This is a genomic window from Devosia sp., from assembly GCF_028290435.1.
Lineage (GTDB): Bacteria > Pseudomonadota > Alphaproteobacteria > Rhizobiales > Devosiaceae > Devosia.
Genome location: NZ_JAQGJV010000088.1, coordinates 1 through 20,289 on the forward strand (window position 1 = coordinate 1; position 20,289 = coordinate 20,289).

Below are 20,289 nucleotides of genomic sequence, written 5' to 3' on the forward strand. Positions count from 1 at the left end.
TCATCCTGCCGCAGCTCATCGTTCCGGTGGTGATCATCGTCTACAAGCAGTTCTTCGACTCGGTGCCCAAGGAATACCGGGAGGCCGCCCAGATGGACAGCGCCGGCCCGTTCAAGATCCTGTTCCGGATCTACCTGCCAATGAACTGGGGCATTACCAGCGCGCTCGCCATCATCACCTTCATCGGTGCCTGGAATGCCTTTCTGTGGCCCTTCCTCGCCGCCACTGGCGAGGCCACCATGACGGTCCCGGTCGGCATCACCCAGGTCAAGGACGCCTATGGCATTGTCTATGCCCGCCTGATGGCGTCCGCCGTCATGGCTGGCCTGCCCGTGGCAGTGGTCTACCTGCTGTTCCAGCGCCGCGTCACCCAGGCCATCATGCTGTCGGCGGGTGTGAAGGGCTAACGTCGCCACGCGGCGCCGGACTTACCGGCGCCGACAATGGCCACTTACTTATAAGCGCTGCACGCGGCGGTGCCGACGCCATAATAGCCTTCGCATTCGTCCTTGGTGATGTCGGTCCGGCCCTTGAGATAGCCCGCCACATAGGAGGCGATGGCATCGAGTTCCGCAGGCTTGAGCGGCAGGCCCTTGACCGGCTTGTCGGCCCCGATATCGGCCGAAGTCATGCCGTAGCAGCGGTCGTCCGTATAAGCGAGCCGGTCATGCGACGGCATATTGGTGCCGGGCCGGCCGCACTGGATGACCTCGCGGATATCCACGAATTCCAGTTCGGTCGCCCGCAGCGAGGGGCCGGGCGGGACCGGGCCGGTATCGTGGCCATTGCCCGACCAGCCGTGGCAGCTGGCGCAATCCGATTTTTGCCAGGCTGCACGGTCGGTGGCGATCTGTTCGGGCGTCAGCGAGCCTGGCGCGACGTCGGTGATCGCCGCCGCAGCATCCTGAGCATAACTGCTCACGGTCAGCGGCAGCGCGCCCGCTCCCACAATCGCCAAAGCCCATAGAACGCGGACGGGTGCCGCTGCAAATCGCGCGAAAATCACTTTTCTCTCCTGGTCGACCGGACATCCGGTGCATTGCTGGCGCATCGGGAAAATCCCATGCGGTATCGTCTTACCTCGTCTGCCGCGCCGCCCTTCGTGGCCAACGCATCTGATCGTTCACCCCGGTTCAGGGATGCGTCGTGCCATCCGGCATTGTCACCCCGCTCAACACGGCCTGGTCAAACTTCGCTCCGGTGACATGGGCGCGGCGCAGGGTGGCGTCGTTCAGCTTGGCCCCGCTCAGATCGCTCCCGCGCAGATCGGCACTGTAAAGGCTGGTGCCGGTCATGGTGCTGCCTGCCAGGCTGGCCCCGCGCAAATCCGCCCATGGCAGCCGCGCATCCACCAGGCTCGCCCACGCCAGAATCACGTCGCGCAGGTCGCCATGATCGAACATCGAGCCATCGAGCTGCGCCGCGCCGAACTTGACCCCGCGCATCGCCGCTTCCGAAAAATCGGCCCCCACCGCGGTGACCCCGCTCAAGTCGGCCTGCGGCATCCGCGCGTGGCCCAGCATGCCCTGGCTCAAATCGGCACCGGTGAAATTCGCCTTGCTCAGATTGGCCGCGTAGAACATCGCCCCCACCAGATGGGAGCTACTCAGATCGGCCTGCGACAGATCTGTGCGGTTGAAATTGGCGCCATTCAAACTGGCCCCGTCAAACTTGGCATTGCGCAATTCGGCGGCATGAAAATTGCCATTCTGCGCGCTGGCGCGGCTCAGCACCGCCCCGGTGAGGTCGGCGCGTTTCAGCCGCGCTCCATCCAGATTGCATCCGGTGCAATCCGTGCCCACCAGTTTTGCCGCATAAAGATCGGCGCCCTTCAGATTTGCCCCCGCCAGATTGCCCCCGGACAGGTCGCGATGCTTGAGATCGGCATTGGCAAGCTCACACCCGACGCAGTCCTTGCTGGCGCCGGACAGGAATTGGCTCAGCGCATCGGCCTGTGCCGATACCGGCATCAGCCCGCTCCCCACCAGCGCCACGACCAATGCCATGGCTCTTGCGACACCGCTAATTTTCATGGATTTCAAACTCGGACGAGCTTTCAAACTGCCCGCGAACCACCTGTCCGGTAAACCGGTTGGTCTCGGTCTCGCCACGCCGCCGGAAGCGATGCGCGTTGACCGCCACGGTTGCGCCGTCCACCACCTTGCTGCAGCTCTTGTTGACATATTGCCCCGCCAGCGGCTCCTCGCCGCGGCTGGCCGGCACATCGACACAGGCCCAGCCCGCAAGGCCAAACCGGTTGAGCACGGCCTCGGCCATCTGATAGGCGGAGGCGCGGTTGCGCAGCGTCGTGCGATCGTCGGTGACGGCGCGGACCCCGCGCAACACGCCCTCGTCGTCAAACAGCGCCGAAGCGATCACCGCATAGTCGTAAACGCTGGTGCCGCCATTGGTTTCGGCACCGTGCAAATCGCGCCGCGCCAGCAGGCGATATTCCAGCTCGTCATCATAGCGAAACGCGACTTCGTGCAAGCCGTCCGCTTCGGGCGCGCACAGCGCGAAATCGACAAATCCACCCAGCGGCGTTCCCGGCGGTCCGCCATTGGTGCCGCAGGCGTAGTCGATAAAGGCCTCTTCCGGCAGATCCGCGGCGGCAGACCCCAGCTTGAGGTCCCAGATATCGAGGCGATGCTGGCTGTCCTCTTGCGCCTGCGCGGGGCCAACAGCGCCGCAAAGTGCCACGAGGACCGCGGTAAAAATCAACGCCAAGGACGCCCGGGCGCGGCGCACGCGCCACGGCTCAAGGCGCGAACGGTACGCCGCTAAACTTGAACCTGGAAACCGGCCGACAGGCATAAGACCTCAAAAAAATGGTAGGGGCGGCCATGGACCGGCCGCCCCCTTTGGATCACAGAGCGAAGAAATAGACGGTCGCGGTTGCCTGCATATTGGCGGCCGCGTCGGGATCGGCACCCTTGGCGGTGTAGCCCAGCAGAGCGTCGATTGGCGACGCGCCCACTTCGATGGCCACATATTGCTTGCCATTGACCGAGTAGGTGATCGGCGGCGCGCTGATCTGCGAGCCGAGGTTGACACTCCACAGCACGTCCAGCGTCTCGGCATCCATAGCCTCGAACGAGCCGTCGATCTGGCTGGAGAACAGCACATTGCCCGCCGTCGCCAAAACGCCGCCATAGGGTGCGAAGTCGGTGGCGCGCTTCTTGGTCACCTGACCGGTCACCGGGTCGAGTTGCACCACACTGCCGCGGATCACGTTATCGACCGTGGCGCCTGCGGTGCTGTTGAAGTTGGCACAGCCTTCGAAGGCCACGGCGTAGAGCCGGGCGGTCTTGGGGCTATACGACACTGGGAAGTAGTTGGTGCCGCCCTGCAGCATCGGGCAGGTTGGGTCGATCTTGCCATCCAGGCCGCCCGGACGCGTGGTCGGGATATAGGTCTGGACCGGCAGGCTGGCGTCATATTCCACCGGCATCCCGGTCTTGGGGTCGAGCCCCTTGGTCCAGGTCACCTTGTCGACATACTGGCCGCCATTGATGAAGGCGCCGCTGGCGCGATCGATACCGTAATAGAAGCCGTTGCGGCCGAAATGGGTGACCAGCTTGCGGCTTTCCCCATCGACGGTCGTATCGACCAGCACATGCGCGCCGATTTCGTCATAGTCCCAGGCATCGTTGGGCGTGTACTGGAAGTGCCAGTCGAGCTTGCCGCTGGTGGCGTCGAGCGCCAGCAGGCTGTTGGTATAGAGATTATCGCCGGGACGCGCTGCCGGATCATAGGCGGGGAACGGATTGCCCACACCCCAATAGGTAACATTGGTCGCCGGGTCGTAGGTTCCGGTGTTCCAGGGCGCGCCGCCGCCATTCTCCCAATTGTTGGTCTTGTCTTTCCAGCTATCCCCGCCCGGCTCATCGGGGCCGGGAATAGTGTTGAACTGCCAGTTGAGATCGCCCGTGGTAGCATCGCGCGACTGGATCCAGTGGCGCCCGCCACTATCGCCGTTCGCCGTGCCGATCAGGATGGAATTGCCGATCGCCAGCGGCGACATGGTGAAGGCCTGCTTGGGATCGGTCTGCACCAGCTGTTCCCAGACCACATCACCGGTCTCCGCATCGGTCGCGGTCAAACGGCCATCGAAGCTGAGCGAATAAACATTGTTGCCCAGCAGCGCCACGCCCTTGTTATTGGGGGGCTCGACCACGCCGGGAGCGAATTCCGCCTGCGGGTCCATGATCCATTCGATGGTGCCGCGCTTGCCGCTCGTCAGGTCGATCTTGTAGACCCGGCTCAGCCCGTCGGTGAGATACATATGGCCGTCGCGCACCAGCGGCGTGCCTTCAAGGCCGGCGAATTTGAAATTGCCCAGCGCGCCGGTGGGCGGCGCCAGCGCCACCGTATAGGCCAGCTTAAGGCCCTTGACGGTGTCGCGGTTGATTTCATCCAGCGGCGAAAACCGCTGCCCGTCATAGGTGCGGTTATACATCAGCCAGTTGGCGCTGTCGGAATTGGCATCCAGTAATTGCTGGGCCGTTACGCCCGCATCGGCCACCGGCGCGGCATCGGCAGCCGGGGCGGCGTCTTGCGCCAGCGCGGAGCCCGCGCAACTGGCGAGCAAGATTGCCGCCATGGCGCTGATGGAAAATCGTGTGTTTCGGCCTGGTGCTGCCAAGGTCCTGCTCCCATTTTTATCGACTTTTACCGGCGAAGATCAGCCCGCCGGACCTGCCATTCATGATCTCAAAGTCGCATTTGCACTATAGTGGGGAACCCAATGTGGCTCATAGGCAACCTATGGGATGTCTCAGCCCCAAACGCCCTCCGCGCCCGGGCCTGAACTGCCATGCTAGTGGGCCCCTGAAATTCTACGCCGGCCGGTTTGCGGCGGCCGCTGCAAGCTCTGCAACCGCTTGTCCATGTCTTCGGCTTCGATGCTGCTGAAGCGCCCCCAGCGGAAGCCCTCGACAATGGCGTCGATCTCGGCTGACCGTCGTCGGAGGTCGGCCTCCGATTCGCCTGGAAACGACTTGGTCTGGGTTTTTGACCACTTATGATAGACAGCCATTTTGCCTAAGGTGCGCCACTACTGGATACGATCTCACCTGCTTTGTATCATGACATACAATTGGTGCCAGCAGTTTGTATGCTACGCTACAGCCTTATGAACGCTTGCAAGGAAGGGACTCTGCCGTGCCGCAGGACAGACTCGAAAGCGCCGGCGCCGAAGCCATCCGGCTCAAGACGCTCTCCAAGCCCGGCTATGTGGAACACGAGGAGCTGTTCTACCTGATCGTGGAACTGTCCCGTCACATCAGCACCCAGTTCGACAAGCTGATGCTGCGACACCAGTTGACGCATTCGCAGTGGTGGGCGCTGGCGCACATCTACAAACAGGAAGGCCTGACCCAGTCGGCTCTGGCGACAATGATGCAGATGGGAAGGGCCTCGGCAGGCGCCTTATTGGAAAAGCTCTCGGCCGCCGGCTGGATTGAGCGCCGTCCCGACCCCACCGATAGCCGCGTCCGCCGCGTTTTCCTTACCCTGGGCGCCATCCCGATCTTCGAGCAGATGCAGGCCGAAGGCGAAGCCCAGTTCAAGGTGTTTCTGAAGGATGTGAGCCTGGCCCAAGAACGGCAACTCATCGATGTCCTGCGCCGTATCCGGACGAATTCAGAACAGCACTCTACCGCGCCGACATCCTAGCAGGCAGTCCGCCAGCTCAGAAGATGCCGGGGATCAGGCGGTACCGCACGCGCGCCGCAAAATCACGGTACTTGCTGTCGGCGCTCAACAGCTTCTCTTCGGCAAGGATACGGCCAATCTGGGCGATGGAGCACACCCCATAGGCCAGCGCGTTCCAGGCGCTCGGATTGGTCAGGAGGAAGCCGATATGGGTCATCAGGTAACCCGCATACATGGGGTGACGCACCAGCCGGTATGGGCCGCCGATCTTGACGCCGCGATTGGCCGCGACGGCCCCGAAGCTGCGGCGCAGCGTGAGCTTGGCGGCGAGCTGGACGATGAGGCCGGCCAACATCAGGATAGCACAGAACGCCGCCAGGGCGGCATTGCCGCCGGCACCAGTCGGCTGCACCAGCAAGGACGCGGACGAGCCCACCAGCGCCAGCCCCCAATCGGCGGGACGAAACGACACATTCTCGGTAAACCGGCGCAGGAGCACGAAGACCAGCACCGCCCCCTCTGAAACCAGCACGATCGCTGTGGCAATCGAGCCGCCTTCCAGCCAGTCCAGCACGAACGTCCACACCATATAGCCGAACAGCGCGGCCAGAATAATGCGCTCTCCGATGTCGAGCAGGCGCGGAAAACGCATGGCGCCGAGCGCGCGCAGAAAATGCGGCGAGTGACGGATAGCTGAAAGCATACGGCCTGTCCGGGTACTGATTCAGTCCAGACTAACCCGCAGAACTAAACAAAGCCGCCGAGGCCTCACCGAAATCGGCAATGATGTTGAATGAAAGTTTAACGACCCCGACCTCGAGGCCCGCAGTTGACGAGTGCCCAAGGCTTCGGCGAGACGACAGCGCCCAGCGGATCGAATATGGCCACGATCGCCACGAGACGTTCGAGGCTGGGCCGAATGGCAAGCCTTTCCTGCCCCGCAGTCTTCATTTCAATCTGTCCCGCACGCGCCAGGCGGCGATGGCGGCGATTTCCAACGCGCCCTTCTCAATTGAGGAAATCGTCCCGCCCCGGGTGTCGCCCCCGGCTCGAGGCGACTATGGTCGCGCCAGCCAAACCACAAAGTAGATTTATGTCCGCACTCGACACTCGCATTGCCGCCCAGATCGCCACCGAAGTCGCTGCCCGCCCCGAGCATGTGCGCGTCGCCTTGGAATTGCTCGATGGCGGCGCGACGGTGCCGTTCATCGCGCGCTACCGCAAGGAAGTGACCGGCGGGCTGGATGATACGCAACTGCGCCTGCTGGCCGAGCGCCTGACCTATTTGCGCGAACTGGAAGCCCGCCGTGCCGCGATCCTCAAATCCATCGACGAACAGGGTAAGCTCACCAGCGACCTCACCGCCTCCATCATGGGCGCCACCACCAAGGCCGAGCTCGAAGACTTCTACCTGCCCTTCAAGCCCAAGCGCCGCACCAAGGCCGAAATCGCCCGAGAACGCGGCCTCGGCCCATTGGCCGACGCCATCCTCGCCAATCGCAGCGCCGCCCCCCTGCTCCTCGCAGAAGCCTACCTCACCGAGGAGGTTCCGGGCACCAAGGAAGCGCTGGAAGGCGCGCGTGACATCGTCGTGGAAAGCCTGTCGGAAAATGCCGCCCTGCTCGGCCGGCTCCGCGCCTATATGCGCGACAAGGCCATGCTCAGCGCCAAGGTGCTCAAGGGCAAGGAGGAAGCCGGCGCCAAGTTCTCCGATTATTTCGATCACTCGGAACGTTGGGCCAAGGTCGCCGGCCACCGCGCCCTGGCCATGATGCGCGGCCGCACCGAGGACTTCCTCAGCCTCGATATCGAAGTGGACGCCGACGTCACCGACCCGATCAAGCCGGCGGAACGCTTTGTGGCCGGTGCGCTCAATGCCCAGGGCAATGGCGCTGGCGACACATGGCTGCGCGACGTCGCCGGCTGGGCTTGGCGCACGCGCCTGCGCGTTACGCTCTCCATCGACCTGATGGTCGAACTCCGCGAACGCGCCGAAGTCGAGGCCATCAACGTCTTTGCCCGCAATCTCAAGGACCTGCTGCTGGCCGCCCCCGCTGGCGCCCGCGCCACAATGGGGCTGGATCCCGGCATCCGCACCGGCGTCAAGATCGCCGTCATCGACGCCACCGGCAAGGTGCTCGATACTGAAACCATCTATCCCTTCCCGCCCCGCAATGACGTCATGGGCTCGCAGGCCGCCATCCAGGCGCTGATCAAAAAGCATGGCGTGCAACTGATCGCCATCGGCAATGGCACCGGCAGTCGCGAAACCGAAAAGCTGGTCGCCGACCTCATCGAGCGCCTGCCCGCGCCAAAACCCACCAAGGTCATCGTGTCCGAAGCCGGCGCGTCGGTCTATTCGGCCTCCGAACTGGCGGCGCTGGAATTCCCCAATCTCGACGTATCGCTACGCGGTGCCGTCTCCATCGCGCGCCGCCTGCAGGACCCATTGGCCGAACTGGTCAAGATCGAGCCCAAGGCCATCGGCGTCGGCCAATACCAGCATGACCTCGACCAATACCGCCTCGGCCGCTCGCTCGATGCCGTGGTGGAAGATGCCGTCAATGCCGTGGGCGTGGATCTCAATACCGCATCCGCGCCACTGCTCGCCCGCATTTCGGGTCTTGGCCCATCGGTCGCCGAAGCCATCGTCACCCACCGCGATGCCAACGGCCCGTTCCGCTCCCGCAAGGCACTGCTGGAAGTGCCACGCCTCGGCCAACGTACCTTCGAGCAAGCCGCCGGGTTCCTGCGCATCACCGACGGCACCGAGCCGCTTGACGCCTCCTCGGTGCACCCCGAAGCCTATGGGATTGCCCGCAAGATCGTCGCCGCCTGCGGTCGCGACCTGCGCACCATCATGGGCGACAAGTCCGCCCTGTCGGGCCTCGATCCACGCAGCTTCGTGGATGACCGCTTCGGCCTGCCGACGGTGCGCGACATCCTGGCCGAACTCGAAAAGCCCGGCCGCGATCCCCGTCCGGCCTTCAAGACCGCGACCTTTGCCGAAGGCGTGGACGATATCAAACACCTCAAGCCCGGCATGATGCTGGAGGGCACAGTGACCAATGTCGCAGCCTTCGGCGCCTTCGTCGACATCGGCGTGCATCAGGATGGCCTGGTCCACGTCTCCCAACTGGCCGACAAATTCGTCAAGGACCCCCACGAGGTCGTCAAGGCCGGCGATGTGGTCAAGGTCCGCGTGGTCGAAGTCGACGTCCCCCGCAAGCGCATTGCCCTCACGATGCGCAAGGAAATCGACACCGCCGCCCCGCGCGAACGCCCCCGCGACCCACCGCTCCGCGCCAACCAGCGCCCGCCCGTGGAAGCCCCCCGCAGCACCGGCTCCCTTGGCGACATGCTCAACGACGCCATGCGCAAGAAAAAATAGCCTGCGCGAATGGGTACACCTCAGCCAGGCGCGGCGCCGCATCGCCGATGTGACGCGTCAGCCGTAGGGGTAGGCGGGCACATGTGCACCGCGCAGGTATCGGCGATGGCCGCGTGCAGGACGCGCAGCGGCGAATGGCCGTGCGGAGGTCTTCAAGCGGAATGAGGTGACTGCGCAGCACCATTGCCTCGTCGACCTGTCCTGCCCGCAGCGCTTTCCATTATAGCCCATGACCTGGCCCAGCAGGTCAGCCGGATCGGGCGCCGTATAGACCCTGAGATAGACCATGAGTTCCTGGCTCGAAAAACACACGCCCGACGCCGACGGGACACTGTGACAGAATCCGTTTGCCGATTCGGTTCAACGCCAACAATTTCAATGAGGTAGAAGTGGCGGAGAGGGTGAGATTCGAACTCACGGTGGAGTCACCCCCACGCCGCATTTCGAGTGCGGTGCATTCGACCACTCTGCCACCTCTCCGCGAGGTCGTAACGCCCCCCTTGCGGCGGGCTCGGTCGACATGGCCGGGCTTATGGCATAGCAAACACAGACCTGCAACTCCCCATCGACACCCGCATCAAAACGAGATGGATTTTGAGCGCACGACCCCTCTTTGTCTACGGCACATTGCGCGATCCCGAGGTCCTGAACGCCCTCCTTGGCCGTAGCCTGTCGGCATCCGAATGCGCCGACGCTTGCGCGCCCGGCTTCCACGCCGTCCATTATCCGCAGCGCGTCTATCCCGCGCTGATCGCCGTACCGGACGGCAACGCCCCCGGCCTCCTGCTTCAAGACCTCAGCGCAACGGAGCTCGCCATCCTCGATGCCTTCGAGGGCGACGAATATCGCCGCGCTACCATTTCGGCGCTGGCGCCGTCCGGCATGGTGGACGCCGATGTCTACCTGCCGGTCATTGCCATCCCGGCCGATGCCGCGCCCTGGACGCTGGACAACTGGACCCTTTTGCATAAGCGCACCGTGCTGGATGGCGAACGCCGCACTGCCGCAGCCCTGCGCGAGCGCCTCAGCGCCCGCAAACCCAGCCTCTGAAGTCAACTTTTCGGGAGCCGGGGATTATTTTGCGCCCACAGGTGTTTCACTACCGGATAACCCTGCGCAAAAAAGGATTTGGACATGACCAACCGTCGTAACCTTGTCATCGGCATGGCTGCATTACCGCTCGCAACTTTAGTCGCCGGGGCACTGGGCCCCGTCTTTGCCCAAACGGAGGCCGCTTTGGACGGCGATACACTCACCACCTCCGATGGCGATGTCACCATCCATCCGGTCAGCCATGCCAGCCTCCTGCTCGGCTGGAAGGACCAGGTCATCTATGTCGATCCCGTCGGCGGCGCCGCAGCCTATGACGGCCTGCCCAAAGCCACCGCCATCCTGATAACCCACGGTCATGGCGACCATTTCGATGTGCCCACGCTCGAGGCCATTGCCGGCAGCGCCCCGATCATCACCACCAAAGAGGTGTTCGATAAGCTGCCCGAAGCCCTCAAGGCCAATGCCAAGGCGCTCGCCAACGGCGACAAGGGCACGCTGGTCGATATTCCAGTCGAAGCTATCCCGGCGCACAACACCACGGCCGACCGCATGCAGTATCACCCCGTCGGCGTCGGCAATGGCTACCTGCTCACCTTTGGGGACAAGACCGTCTACGTCGCCGGCGATACCGAACCCACCCCCGAAATGCTGGCGCTCAAGAACATCGCCGTCGCCTTCCTGCCGATGAACCTGCCCTATACCATGACCCCCGAGCAGGCCGCCGAGGCCGTCAACACCTTCAAGCCCGCCGTCGTCTACCCCTACCACTACAAGGGCAGCGACGTTGAAGCCTTCAAGGCCGCCGTCGGCCCCGACACCGAGGTACGCCTGCGCGAATGGTATCCCGCCGGGTCGGGTGCTTGACGCTTCAGAGTATTGACTCTTGGGGCTTTTGCCCCGATAAGCCGCCTCGGAATGCGTGCCAATTCAACTTGGCGCGCTTCTTTGGTTTATCAAACCGCTGCTTGAGGCTGCCCGCCGGACCCGTCCGGCACCAGTTCGAAGACCGCAGGACCGGACGAAAGTTCAAGGGCTCATCTGCGGCGCCGTAAAGCGCGACACAAAGGGACCGGGCGTTTGCAACGCCTGGCGCAGATATGACTTTCGCCGTGATCAAAACCGGTGGCAAGCAGTACAAGGTTGCCGCCAACGACGTTATCAAGATTGAAAAGCTCGATGCCGAAGCCGGCTCCATCGTCACCTTCGACCAGGTGCTGATGATCGGTGACGAAATCGGCGCTCCGCTGATCGAAGGCGCGCTCGTCGCTGCCGAACTGCTCGATACTAAGAAGCAGAAGACGGTCATCATCTTCAAGAAGAACCGTCGCCACAATTATCGCCGCCGCAACGGCCACCGCCAGTTGCTGTCGACCGTGCGCATCACCGAAATCCTGACCGGCGGCGCCAAGCCGACCGTCCAGGCCGCCGCCAAGGTGGAAGCCCCAGCGGCCGTTGTCTCGGTCAAGCCGGCCAAGGCCCGCGCAGCCGCCAAGGCCGCCGCTGCCCAGACCGAAGCTGCAGCACCCGTCGCAGCCAAGCCCGCCAAGGCTGCTGCCGCGCCCAAGAAGGCAGCGCCGAAGAAGGCCGCCGCCACTGAAACCGAAGCCGCCGCTGAAAAGCCGGCGAAGAAGGCCCCGGCCAAAAAAGCCGCTCCCAAGGCCGATCAGGAATAAGGAAGAAGCACCATGGCACATAAGAAAGCAGGCGGTTCATCCCGCAACGGTCGCGATACCGCCGGCCGTCGTCTTGGCGTCAAGAAGTTCGGTGGCGAAGCTGTCATCGCCGGCAATATCCTGATCCGCCAGCGCGGCACCAAGTGGCATCCCGGTACCGGCGTTGGCCTGGGCAAGGACCACACCATTTATGCACTCGTCGACGGCAAGGTTGCGTTCCGCACCAAGGCGAACTCGCAAGTCTTCGTGTCGGTCGAGCCGGCAATGGCCGCCGAATAACCCGGCTTGGTCTGACAAACCGCGGCCGGGTGACCTGTTCCCCGGTTTGACGTTTGCCAAACCCATTTGATTGAGGGGAACCGGTCACCGGTTCCCCTCTTTCGTTTTGGATGCATCCCATGGCGAGCCTGCGCGACACACTTCCAGCAACGATCCGCACCGAGCGGCTGCTTTTGCGCGCGCCGCGTTCGAGCGATCTCGCTGATCTGGTTGCGCTCGCGAACAACTGGAAGGTCATCGAGCCCACCGCCGTCATGCCATTCCCCTACGGCATTGCGGATGGCGAGCTGTTCCTCTCCTCGCTCGATGACCCCGCCAAGCCCCGCGCCTATGCGATGACCGGCACCGATGACCGCCTGATGGGCATCATCAGCCTCAAGATCGAGCCCGGCCAGCCGCCCGAACTCGGCTATTGGCTGGGTGAGCCCTTCTGGGGCCAGGGCTTTGCGCCCGAGGCCGCCATCGGCCTGCTCGACGCCGTGCGCGCCAGCGGCCTCGCGCCCGTGGTCAAGGCCCGCGTCCTCGCCAGCAACCCCGCCTCGGCTCGCGTGCTGGAAAAAGCCGGCTTCACCATCACCGAGCACACGCACAGCGTCGTCGAGCGCCATCGCGGCAAGCCCCTCCTGGTCCTGAGCTGGAGCGCCGCGCCATGACCAGCCTCGCCACCCGCCGCTTTATCCTGCGCCAGCCCGCCACGGGCGATGCCGAACCGATCGCGCGCTATCTCAACGACTTCGACGTTGCGGGAAACCTGGCGCGTGTGCCTTTCCCCTATCACCTGGCCGATGCCCGCGCCTGGCTCAAGACCCGGCGCCCCGGCCTGCCAATCGAAGAGACCAATTTCGCCATCGACCTGCCCGGCATCGGCTTTGCCGGCCAGATCGGCTTTCATCGCGGCGCCACCGGCACCATATTGGGCTATTGGCTGGGCAAGCCGTTCTGGGGCCAGGGCATCATGACCGAGGCGGTGATCGCCAGCCTCGACTGGTACTTTCGCGCCTCGGGCGCAGCCGAAGTGATTTCCGGCGTCTTTGCCTTCAACGAGGCGTCTCTCGCCATCCAAACCAAGCTCGGGTTTACCCAAACCGGACGCTCCACCCTGCTCTGCCTTGCGCGTAACGCCGAGGTGGAGCATATCGACACAATCATCACGCGGGCCGCGTGGACTGGAAGACCGCAATGAAATTTCTCGATCAAGCCAAGGTCTATGTCCGTTCGGGCGATGGCGGCGCCGGCGCCGTCTCGTTCCTGCGTGAAAAATTCGTCGAATTCGGCGGCCCCAATGGCGGCAATGGCGGGCGCGGCGGTGACGTCGTCATCGAATGCGTCGACGGCCTCAACACGCTGATCGATTACCGCTACCAGCAGCATTTCAAGGCCAAGATCGGCACCCATGGCATGGGCAAGGACCGCGCCGGCGCCCATGGCGAGGACACGGTGCTGCGCGTCCCCGTCGGCACCCAGATTTTCGAGGACGACAACGAAACCCTGATCGCCGACATGACCGAGGTCGGTCAGCGCGTCGTGCTGCTCAGTGGCGGCAATGGCGGCTTCGGCAATGCTCACTTCAAGACTTCCGCCAACCAGGCCCCGCGCCATGCCAATCCGGGCATTCCGGGGGTGGAAAAGTGGATCTGGCTGCGCCTCAAGCTGATCGCTGACGCCGGCCTCGTCGGCCTGCCCAATGCCGGCAAGTCGACCTTCCTCGCCGCCGTCTCCGCCGCCAAGCCCAAGATCGCGGCGTACCCCTTCACCACGCTCCATCCCAATCTGGGCGTCGTCTCCATCGGTGAGCGCGATTTCGTGCTAGCCGATATTCCCGGCCTGATCGAAGGCGCCAGCGAAGGCGCCGGCATCGGCGACCGCTTCCTCGGCCATGTCGAGCGCTGCGGCGTGCTGGTGCACCTGATCGACGGCACCGAAGCCGATATCAAGACCGCCTACACCACCATCCGCTCCGAGCTCGCCGCCTATGACGAGCGCCTGGCCGAAAAGCCCGAATTGGTCGTGCTCAACAAGATCGACGCCATCGATCCCGACGAGCTCAAGGAAAAGCTGAAAATCCTCAAGAAGGTCAGCAAGCAGGACGTCATGCTGGTCTCGGGCGTCACCGGCAAGGGCACCGACCTCGTGCTCTACGCCATCGTCGACACCCTCGACGCCACCAAAGCCGCCAAGCTCGAGGCTGCCCGGCGCAAGGCCGAACCCAATTGGGCGCCGTGATGCAAGATCGTGCCATCACGCCCTCCTACCTCCCCCATCGAGGGGGAGGTTTCTCTCCACTCTTAGGACTGGATCGGGCCACATCCACCGGCGGACACCTCCCCCTTGATGGGGGAGGCTGGGAGGGGGTGACTCGCGGTTCCCACTATATGCAATGAATCCCCTCGCCCCCTACCGCCGCCTGACCATCAAAATCGGCTCCGCTCTCCTCGTCGATAGCGCCAGCGGCAAACTCCGCTCGTCCTGGCTCGCCGACCTGTCCGAGGACATCGCCGCCCTCAAAGCCGCCGGCACCGAGATCGTCATCGTCTCCTCTGGCGCCATCGCCCTTGGTCGGCGCCTCCTCAAGCTCGACGCCATCGCCCTCCCCCTTGAGCAATCCCAAGCCGCCGCCAGCGCCGGCCAGATCGCCCTCAGCCAGGCCTGGGCCGAAGCGCTCGGCCGCCACGGCATCGTCACCGGGCAGATCCTGATCACCCCCAATATCACCGAGGAGCGCCGCTACTACCTCAACGCGCGCACCACCATCGCCACCCTGCTGTCGCTCGGCGCCGTCCCCATCATCAACGAAAACGACAGCGTCGCCACCGCCGAAATCCGCTATGGCGACAACGACCGCCTCTCGGCCCGCGTCGCCACCATGATCGAGGCCGATTGCCTGGTGCTGCTGTCCGACGTGGACGGCCTCTATACCGCCCCGCCCGCCAAAGACCCCAACGCAACCCACCTGCCCGAAATCGCCAGCATCACCCCCGCCATCGAAGCGATGGCGGGCGGCGCGGCGAGCCACCTGTCGCGCGGCGGCATGACCACCAAGGTCGAGGCCGGCAAGATCGCGACGCAAGCCGGTACCGCCATGATCATCGCCAAGGGCACCGAAAACCACCCCCTCAAGGCCCTGACCGAAGGCGCCCGCCACACCCTGTTCCACCCCGCCCAATCCCGTGCCCAGGCGCGAAAACGCTGGATCATGGGCACGCTGGCCGTCGCCGGCACCCTGCAAGTCGATGCCGGCGCCGCCCGCGCTTTGCTCACCGGCAAGTCGCTGCTCCCCATTGGCGTCACCCAGGTCAAGGGCGCCTTCGATCGCGGCGATGCCATCGCCATCACCGATCCCGATGGTCACGAAATCGCCCGCGGTCTCGTCGGTCTCGATAGCGAGGAAGCCCGCCTCGTCATGGGCAAGCGCGGCCCTACCGTGGTTGAACTGCTGGGCGTGGGCAATCGCAGCGAGCTTGTGCATCGCGACAATATGGTCATGGTATCAAAATCAGGAGAGGTTCTATGAGCGCAGTGTCATCGGTGACCGACATCGCCTCCACCATGGCCGAAATCGGCCGCAATGCCCGTGCCGCCGCGCGGGTGCTGGCCATTGCCTCGCCCGCCGCCAAGCGCACGGCCCTGCTCACCGCCGCCGGCGCCATCAATGCCCATCGCAAGAAAATCCTTGCCGCCAACGTCAAGGATATCGAGGCCGCCACACTCAAGGGCATTTCCAGCGCCTTCCTCGATCGCCTGACCCTCAACGATGACCGCATCGACGCCATGGTCGAGGGTCTCAAGACCATTGCCGAACTGCCCGACCCCGTCGGCACCGTCATCGCCGAATGGGACCGTCCCAACGGCCTGCATATTTCGCGCGTTCGTACCCCGCTCGGCGTCATCGGCGTGATCTTTGAATCGCGCCCCAATGTCACCGCCGATGCCGGCGCGCTTTGCATCAAGTCCGGCAATGCCGTCATCCTGCGCGGCGGTTCGGACAGCTTTCATTCCTCTCATGCCATCGTCGATTGCCTGCTCGATGGTCTTCACCTTGCCGGCCTGCCCACCGACGCCATCCAGCTCGTTCCCACCGTGGATCGCGCCGCCGTTGGCGAGATGCTCAAAGGCCTCGATGGCAATATCGACGTCATCGTCCCTCGCGGCGGCAAGACCCTGGTCGCCCGCGTCCAGGACGAAGCCCGCGTGCCCGTCTTCGCGCATCTCGAAGGCATCGTGCACATCTATATCGACGAGACCGCTGACCTGGAGAAAGCCGTCCCCGTCGTGCTCAACGCCAAGATGCGGCGCACCGGCGTCTGCGGTGCCGCCGAAACCATGCTTGTGCACAGGAACGTGGTTAGAACGCACCTCAAGCCCATCATTGATGCGCTGGTGGAAAAAGGCTGCGAAATCCGCGGCGACGCTGCAGTGATGCGGCTGATCCCCGAAGCCAAACCCGCCACCGAGGAAGACTGGCACACCGAATACGAGGACGCCATCATCTCGGTGAAGGTCGTCGATAGCCTCGAGGAGGCCATCGCCCACATCGAACACTATTCCAGCCACCACACCGAGGCCATCATCACCGAGGACCTGGGCGCGGTCGAAAAGTTTTTCAACGAGATCGACAGCGCCATCCTGCTCCACAACGCCTCGACTCAGTTCGCCGATGGCGGCGAATTCGGCTTTGGCGGCGAGATTGGCATCGCCACCGGCAAGATGCACGCCCGCGGCCCGGTCGGGGTCGAACAGCTCACCACCTTCAACTACCGCGTCCGCGGCGCCGGCCAGACGAGGCCGTGAGTGACTGCGTTAATGTTTGACGTCGATCCGCGAGAGCCCCGATCCGGTCCCCTCCCCCTTGAGGGGAGGGCTAGGGTGGGGGGAACTGACAGCACGAGTGGAGATACATCCAAGTTGCCGCCACTCCTGCCGAACCTTCCCCCACCCCAACCCCTCCCCTCCAGGGGGAGGGGCCAAGAGGCGTCCTGCCCCTTTGACCCACCGCCCCATCCTCCGCATTCCCGGCATCACCGAACTGCCGCCGTCTGGCGCCGGCATGCGCATTGGCCTGTTCGGCGGCAGCTTTAATCCCGTCCATGAGGGCCATCGCCTCGTCGCCGAGCAGACGCTGCAAAAGCTGCAGCTTGATGCCCTGTGGATTCTGGTCACCCCCGGCAACCCCCTCAAGAACCATGCCGATCTCGCCCCGCTGGCCGACCGCGTCGCCGCCACCCGCGCCATGATGGATCACCCCCGCATTCGCGTCACCGGCTTCGAGGCGGCCCACGGCTTCACCTATTCGTGGCAGACCATCATGTTCCTCAAAAAGACCATGCGGGACCGCCACTTCGTCTGGATCATGGGCGCCGACAACCTGGTCAATTTCCACCGCTGGGAACGCTGGCGCGATATCGCCGCCATGCTGCCCATCGCCGTCTATGTCCGCCCGGGCTCCTCGCGCCGCGCCCCCGCCTCGCTGGCCGCCACCGCGCTGGCGAAATACCGCGTCGACGAGACCGATGCCGGGCGCCTGGCCATGCATGACGCCCCCGCCTGGACCTACCTGCACGGACTGACCTCCTCGCTCTCCTCCTCGGCCATTCGGGCCCGTCGGCGCGGCAAGCAGACCATATGAGGCCGCCGCCTTGCACAAAGGCGCTAAAAAGCGCATATTGACGAAGTGTGACGATGATCACCAGAACGGGAACAGATCGCTTGTCGTTTGAAAAGACGCGCGTACATTCCGATCAACAACCAAGGATGCTACCCCAACGCATGACTCATGCTCTTATGGCATGGGCGGAAGGCCATTGCTGATGGCCGGTTTGCCCAACAATTCCGCTCCGGACACCGCGCCCACCATGGCGGCTCCCCTGCGCCCCCTGATCGATGTGATCCTCGACTGCCTTGACGATGCCAAGGCCGAGGAGACTGTTGCCGTTGATATCACCGGCAAGTCGTCGCTGGCCGACCATATGGTCGTCACCTCCGGCCGCTCGCAGCGCCATGTCGGCGCCGTCGCCGACCAGATGGTCACCGCATTGCGCGAAGCCGGCTACGGCAAGCCGCGCATTGAAGGCCTGCCCCATTGCGATTGGGTCCTGGTCGATGCGGGCGACGTGATCGTCCACATTTTCCGCCCCGAAGTGCGCGAGTTCTACAACATCGAAAAGATGTGGCAGGCCGATTTCGCCGCCGACGCCCACTGATCTAGCCGGTGCGTCTCAGCATCGCCGCCATCGGCCGCATGAAGGCCGGGCCCGAACGTGAACTGGTGGCGCGCTATCTCGATCGCGCCATCGGCGGCGGCAAGCCGCTGGCGCTGACCGGCTTCGACGTCATCGAACTCCCCGAATCCCGCGCTTCTTCATCGGCCTCCCGCAAGGCCGATGAAGCCAAGGCCCTGCGCGCCGCACTCCCCGAGGGCATAATCGTCGCCCTCGACGAACGCGGCAAATCCATCGGCTCCGAGGCTTTTTCCGCCCTCATCGCCCGCTGGCGCGACGACGGCCGCCCCGCTGCCAGCTTCATCATCGGCGGCGCCGACGGCCTCGATCCCGCCTTCGTCGCCTCCGCCGACATGACCCTGAGCTTCTCCCCCCTCACCTGGCCCCACCAGATGGTGCGCATCATGCTGGCCGAACAGCTCTACCGCACCACCACCATCCTGTCCGGCCACCCCTACCACCGCGGCGATTGACCACCCGAAATCCCCGCATGGTTAAATTTCATTAACCTGCGGTTTTCCTCGGTCTTGCTATGGTGCGAACACTGATTCGGGGCTGCGCCCCATGGATGGAGTAGGCATGTCGGTGCGTTCCGGCTTCAGGATTGGCATTGTGGCGGGCGTCGCGCTCGCCGCGCTGTCGGCCCTGCCACTGCTGGCGCAGACCGAGACCCCCGCGCCCGCCACACCGGCACAGGCCGAAACGGCCCCTGTCGCGGGGCCCCCAGCCGCGCCCCCCACGCCGGCCGCCTCTGAACCCGCCCCTGCTGCTGCCCCGGCGCCTGCCGCCGGCGCTGCGCCCGCCGCTCCTGCCACCACGCCACCCGACGCCGCCGCCAGCCAGGCCGATCTCGACGCCGTCATCTCCTCCATCAGTCTCAGCAAGGAGCGCTCCGACGCGCTCAAGAAAGAGATCGCCGATATGGAGGGCGATCGCACCAAGCAGAACGCCGCCCTGATCGCCGCCGCCCAGCGCGTGAAACTGGCCGAAATCGAGGTCGCCGATGTCGAGGAACGCCTGTCCGACCTGATCGTCTCCGAGCTTGAGGTGCGCGGCCGCCTCGATGGCGCCGATAGCCAGATCGCCAATGTTCTGGCCGCCTTGCAGCGCATCTCCCTCAATCCGCCGCCCGCTCTCATCGTCGATCCCGACGACGCCCTTGGCTCCGCCCGCAGCGCCATCCTGATCGCCGCCATCGTGCCGCAGTTGCGCGCCAAGGCCGACGCCGTTACTGCCGATCTCAAGCGCCTCACCGAAATCAAGCAGGCCGCGCTCGATGAGCAATCGGTGCTCGAAGCCAATTATTCCGTGCTCGAAGAAGAGCAATTGCGCATCGCCACGTTGATCGTCGCCCGCAAGCAGGGCGTCGCGGTGATGACCACCCAGCTCCAGGCCGAAGAAAAAGACGCCATGGCGCTCGCCGCCCGGGCCACCTCGCTCAAGGAGCTGATCGACACCCTCGGCCAACGCATGACCAGCGTCTCGACCGCTGCCGCCACCTCCAACTCCGAAGCCGCCGGCGTCGCCATGACCCCCGCGGCCATCCAGGTCGCCCTCGCCAATACCGCCCGCACCGAACCGGCTTTGCCCTTCGGCCAGGCCAAGGGCTACCTCACCCTGCCCTCCAACGGCGTCAACGTGGTGGAGTTCGGCGCCGGCGACGGCTATGGGGGCATCAGCCAGGGTCTCTCGGTGGTCACCCGCGCCCAGGCCCAGGTGGTCGCGCCCGCCGATGGCTGGGTGCTCTATAAAGGCCCTTACCTCAATTACGGCCAAATCATCATTCTCAATAGCGGCCAGAGCTACACCGTCCTTCTGGCAGGCCTTGATACAGTGAGCGTCGATATCGGCCAGTTTGTCCTGATGGGCGAGCCCCTGGGCACCATGGGATCACGCACAATTGGCCGCACCGTCACCACCAGTGCTGGCAACTCCCAGCCGACCCTTTATATAGAACTGCGACACGACAACGCGCCCATCGATCCGACCGGCTGGTGGGCCGCCCCGTCCAAAACGAGCTGAG

General features: G+C 64.3%; 21 protein-coding genes and 1 tRNA gene. 16 read left to right on the forward strand and 6 right to left on the reverse strand.

Annotated features, from left to right (window positions below):
- Positions 1 to 407: carbohydrate ABC transporter permease (locus JWP26_RS19490; protein ID WP_299731771.1), on the forward strand; the 407-nt coding region annotated here is incomplete at its 5' end.
- 44 nt (positions 408 to 451) lie between these two features.
- Here the strand turns inward: JWP26_RS19490 and JWP26_RS19495 are convergent.
- The 4 genes from JWP26_RS19495 to JWP26_RS19510 form a co-directional block, all read right to left on the reverse strand.
- Positions 452 to 1,006 (reverse strand): c-type cytochrome, encoded by a 555-nt coding sequence (locus JWP26_RS19495; RefSeq protein ID WP_299731774.1) that lies wholly within the window; start codon positions 1,004 to 1,006, stop codon positions 452 to 454.
- Positions 1,007 to 1,133: 127 nt separating this feature from the next.
- Positions 1,134 to 2,006, reverse strand: a complete 873-nt coding sequence (locus JWP26_RS19500; protein WP_299731777.1) for a pentapeptide repeat-containing protein — start codon at positions 2,004 to 2,006, stop codon at positions 1,134 to 1,136.
- Positions 2,007 to 2,022: 16 nt separating this feature from the next.
- A complete protein-coding gene (locus tag JWP26_RS19505; protein WP_299731780.1) occupies positions 2,023 to 2,727 on the reverse strand; it encodes a hypothetical protein in 705 nt (234 codons plus the stop codon).
- A 139-nt stretch (positions 2,728 to 2,866) separates the two neighbouring features.
- The gene (locus tag JWP26_RS19510; protein WP_299731783.1) at positions 2,867 to 4,645 is read right to left on the reverse strand and encodes a PQQ-binding-like beta-propeller repeat protein; all 1,779 of its coding nucleotides are present in this window, start codon (positions 4,643 to 4,645) and stop codon (positions 2,867 to 2,869) included.
- 518 nt (positions 4,646 to 5,163) lie between these two features.
- Here JWP26_RS19510 and JWP26_RS19515 point away from each other — a divergent pair.
- On the forward strand, positions 5,164 to 5,676 hold the full coding sequence (locus JWP26_RS19515) for a MarR family transcriptional regulator (RefSeq protein WP_299731786.1): 513 nt from the start codon (positions 5,164 to 5,166) through the stop codon (positions 5,674 to 5,676).
- Between the two features lie 16 nt (positions 5,677 to 5,692).
- Here the strand turns inward: JWP26_RS19515 and JWP26_RS19520 are convergent, their stop codons facing one another.
- Complete coding sequence (locus JWP26_RS19520) at positions 5,693 to 6,358, reverse strand: methyltransferase (RefSeq protein WP_299731789.1); 666 nt, start codon at positions 6,356 to 6,358, stop codon at positions 5,693 to 5,695.
- A gap of 390 nt (positions 6,359 to 6,748) precedes the next feature.
- Here JWP26_RS19520 and JWP26_RS19525 point away from each other — a divergent pair, with 390 nt between their 5' ends.
- Positions 6,749 to 9,046, forward strand: a complete 2,298-nt coding sequence (locus JWP26_RS19525) for a Tex family protein (protein WP_299731792.1) — start codon at positions 6,749 to 6,751, stop codon at positions 9,044 to 9,046.
- Between the two features lie 390 nt (positions 9,047 to 9,436).
- Here JWP26_RS19525 and JWP26_RS19530 read toward each other — a convergent pair.
- Positions 9,437 to 9,526 (reverse strand) — tRNA-Ser (locus tag JWP26_RS19530).
- Between the two features lie 114 nt (positions 9,527 to 9,640).
- Between JWP26_RS19530 and JWP26_RS19535 the strand changes: the two genes are divergently transcribed.
- From JWP26_RS19535 to JWP26_RS19595, 13 genes are all read left to right on the forward strand, one after another.
- Positions 9,641 to 10,096 carry a gamma-glutamylcyclotransferase family protein gene (locus JWP26_RS19535; protein ID WP_299731795.1) on the forward strand — a complete coding sequence of 152 codons (456 nt, stop codon included), beginning with the start codon at positions 9,641 to 9,643 and terminating at the stop codon, positions 10,094 to 10,096.
- Positions 10,097 to 10,180: 84 nt separating this feature from the next.
- Positions 10,181 to 10,963: an MBL fold metallo-hydrolase gene (locus tag JWP26_RS19540; RefSeq protein WP_299731798.1), complete on the forward strand. Its 783-nt coding sequence runs from the start codon at positions 10,181 to 10,183 to the stop codon at positions 10,961 to 10,963.
- Positions 10,964 to 11,196: 233 nt separating this feature from the next.
- Positions 11,197 to 11,772 (forward strand): 50S ribosomal protein L21, encoded by a 576-nt coding sequence (rplU, locus tag JWP26_RS19545; protein WP_299731801.1) that lies wholly within the window; start codon positions 11,197 to 11,199, stop codon positions 11,770 to 11,772.
- A gap of 12 nt (positions 11,773 to 11,784) precedes the next feature.
- A complete protein-coding gene (gene rpmA, locus JWP26_RS19550) occupies positions 11,785 to 12,051 on the forward strand; it encodes a 50S ribosomal protein L27 (protein WP_299731804.1) in 267 nt (88 codons plus the stop codon).
- A gap of 119 nt (positions 12,052 to 12,170) precedes the next feature.
- Positions 12,171 to 12,704, forward strand: coding sequence for a GNAT family N-acetyltransferase (locus tag JWP26_RS19555; RefSeq protein WP_299731806.1), 534 nt, complete (start codon positions 12,171 to 12,173; stop codon positions 12,702 to 12,704).
- Positions 12,701 to 13,234: a GNAT family N-acetyltransferase gene (locus JWP26_RS19560; protein ID WP_299731808.1), complete on the forward strand. Its 534-nt coding sequence runs from the start codon at positions 12,701 to 12,703 to the stop codon at positions 13,232 to 13,234. Before JWP26_RS19555 ends, JWP26_RS19560 begins: the two co-directional genes overlap by 4 nt.
- Positions 13,231 to 14,274: a GTPase ObgE gene (gene obgE / locus JWP26_RS19565; protein ID WP_299731810.1), complete on the forward strand. Its 1,044-nt coding sequence runs from the start codon at positions 13,231 to 13,233 to the stop codon at positions 14,272 to 14,274. Before JWP26_RS19560 ends, obgE begins: the two co-directional genes overlap by 4 nt.
- Before the next feature lie 154 nt (positions 14,275 to 14,428).
- Positions 14,429 to 15,562, forward strand: coding sequence for a glutamate 5-kinase (proB, locus tag JWP26_RS19570; RefSeq protein WP_299731813.1), 1,134 nt, complete (start codon positions 14,429 to 14,431; stop codon positions 15,560 to 15,562).
- Entirely contained in the window at positions 15,559 to 16,839 is a 1,281-nt protein-coding gene (locus JWP26_RS19575) for a glutamate-5-semialdehyde dehydrogenase (RefSeq protein ID WP_299731816.1), read from the forward strand. Before proB ends, JWP26_RS19575 begins: the two co-directional genes overlap by 4 nt.
- Before the next feature lie 193 nt (positions 16,840 to 17,032).
- Positions 17,033 to 17,674, forward strand: a complete 642-nt coding sequence (locus JWP26_RS19580) for a nicotinate-nucleotide adenylyltransferase (protein WP_299731820.1) — start codon at positions 17,033 to 17,035, stop codon at positions 17,672 to 17,674.
- A 226-nt stretch (positions 17,675 to 17,900) separates the two neighbouring features.
- The gene (rsfS, locus tag JWP26_RS19585) at positions 17,901 to 18,248 is read left to right on the forward strand and encodes a ribosome silencing factor (RefSeq protein WP_299731996.1); all 348 of its coding nucleotides are present in this window, start codon (positions 17,901 to 17,903) and stop codon (positions 18,246 to 18,248) included.
- An 8-nt stretch (positions 18,249 to 18,256) separates the two neighbouring features.
- On the forward strand, positions 18,257 to 18,739 hold the full coding sequence (rlmH, locus tag JWP26_RS19590; RefSeq protein ID WP_299731823.1) for a 23S rRNA (pseudouridine(1915)-N(3))-methyltransferase RlmH: 483 nt from the start codon (positions 18,257 to 18,259) through the stop codon (positions 18,737 to 18,739).
- A 106-nt stretch (positions 18,740 to 18,845) separates the two neighbouring features.
- Entirely contained in the window at positions 18,846 to 20,288 is a 1,443-nt protein-coding gene (locus tag JWP26_RS19595) for a peptidoglycan DD-metalloendopeptidase family protein (RefSeq protein WP_299731826.1), read from the forward strand.
- The last annotated feature ends 1 nt before the right edge of the window (position 20,289 follow it).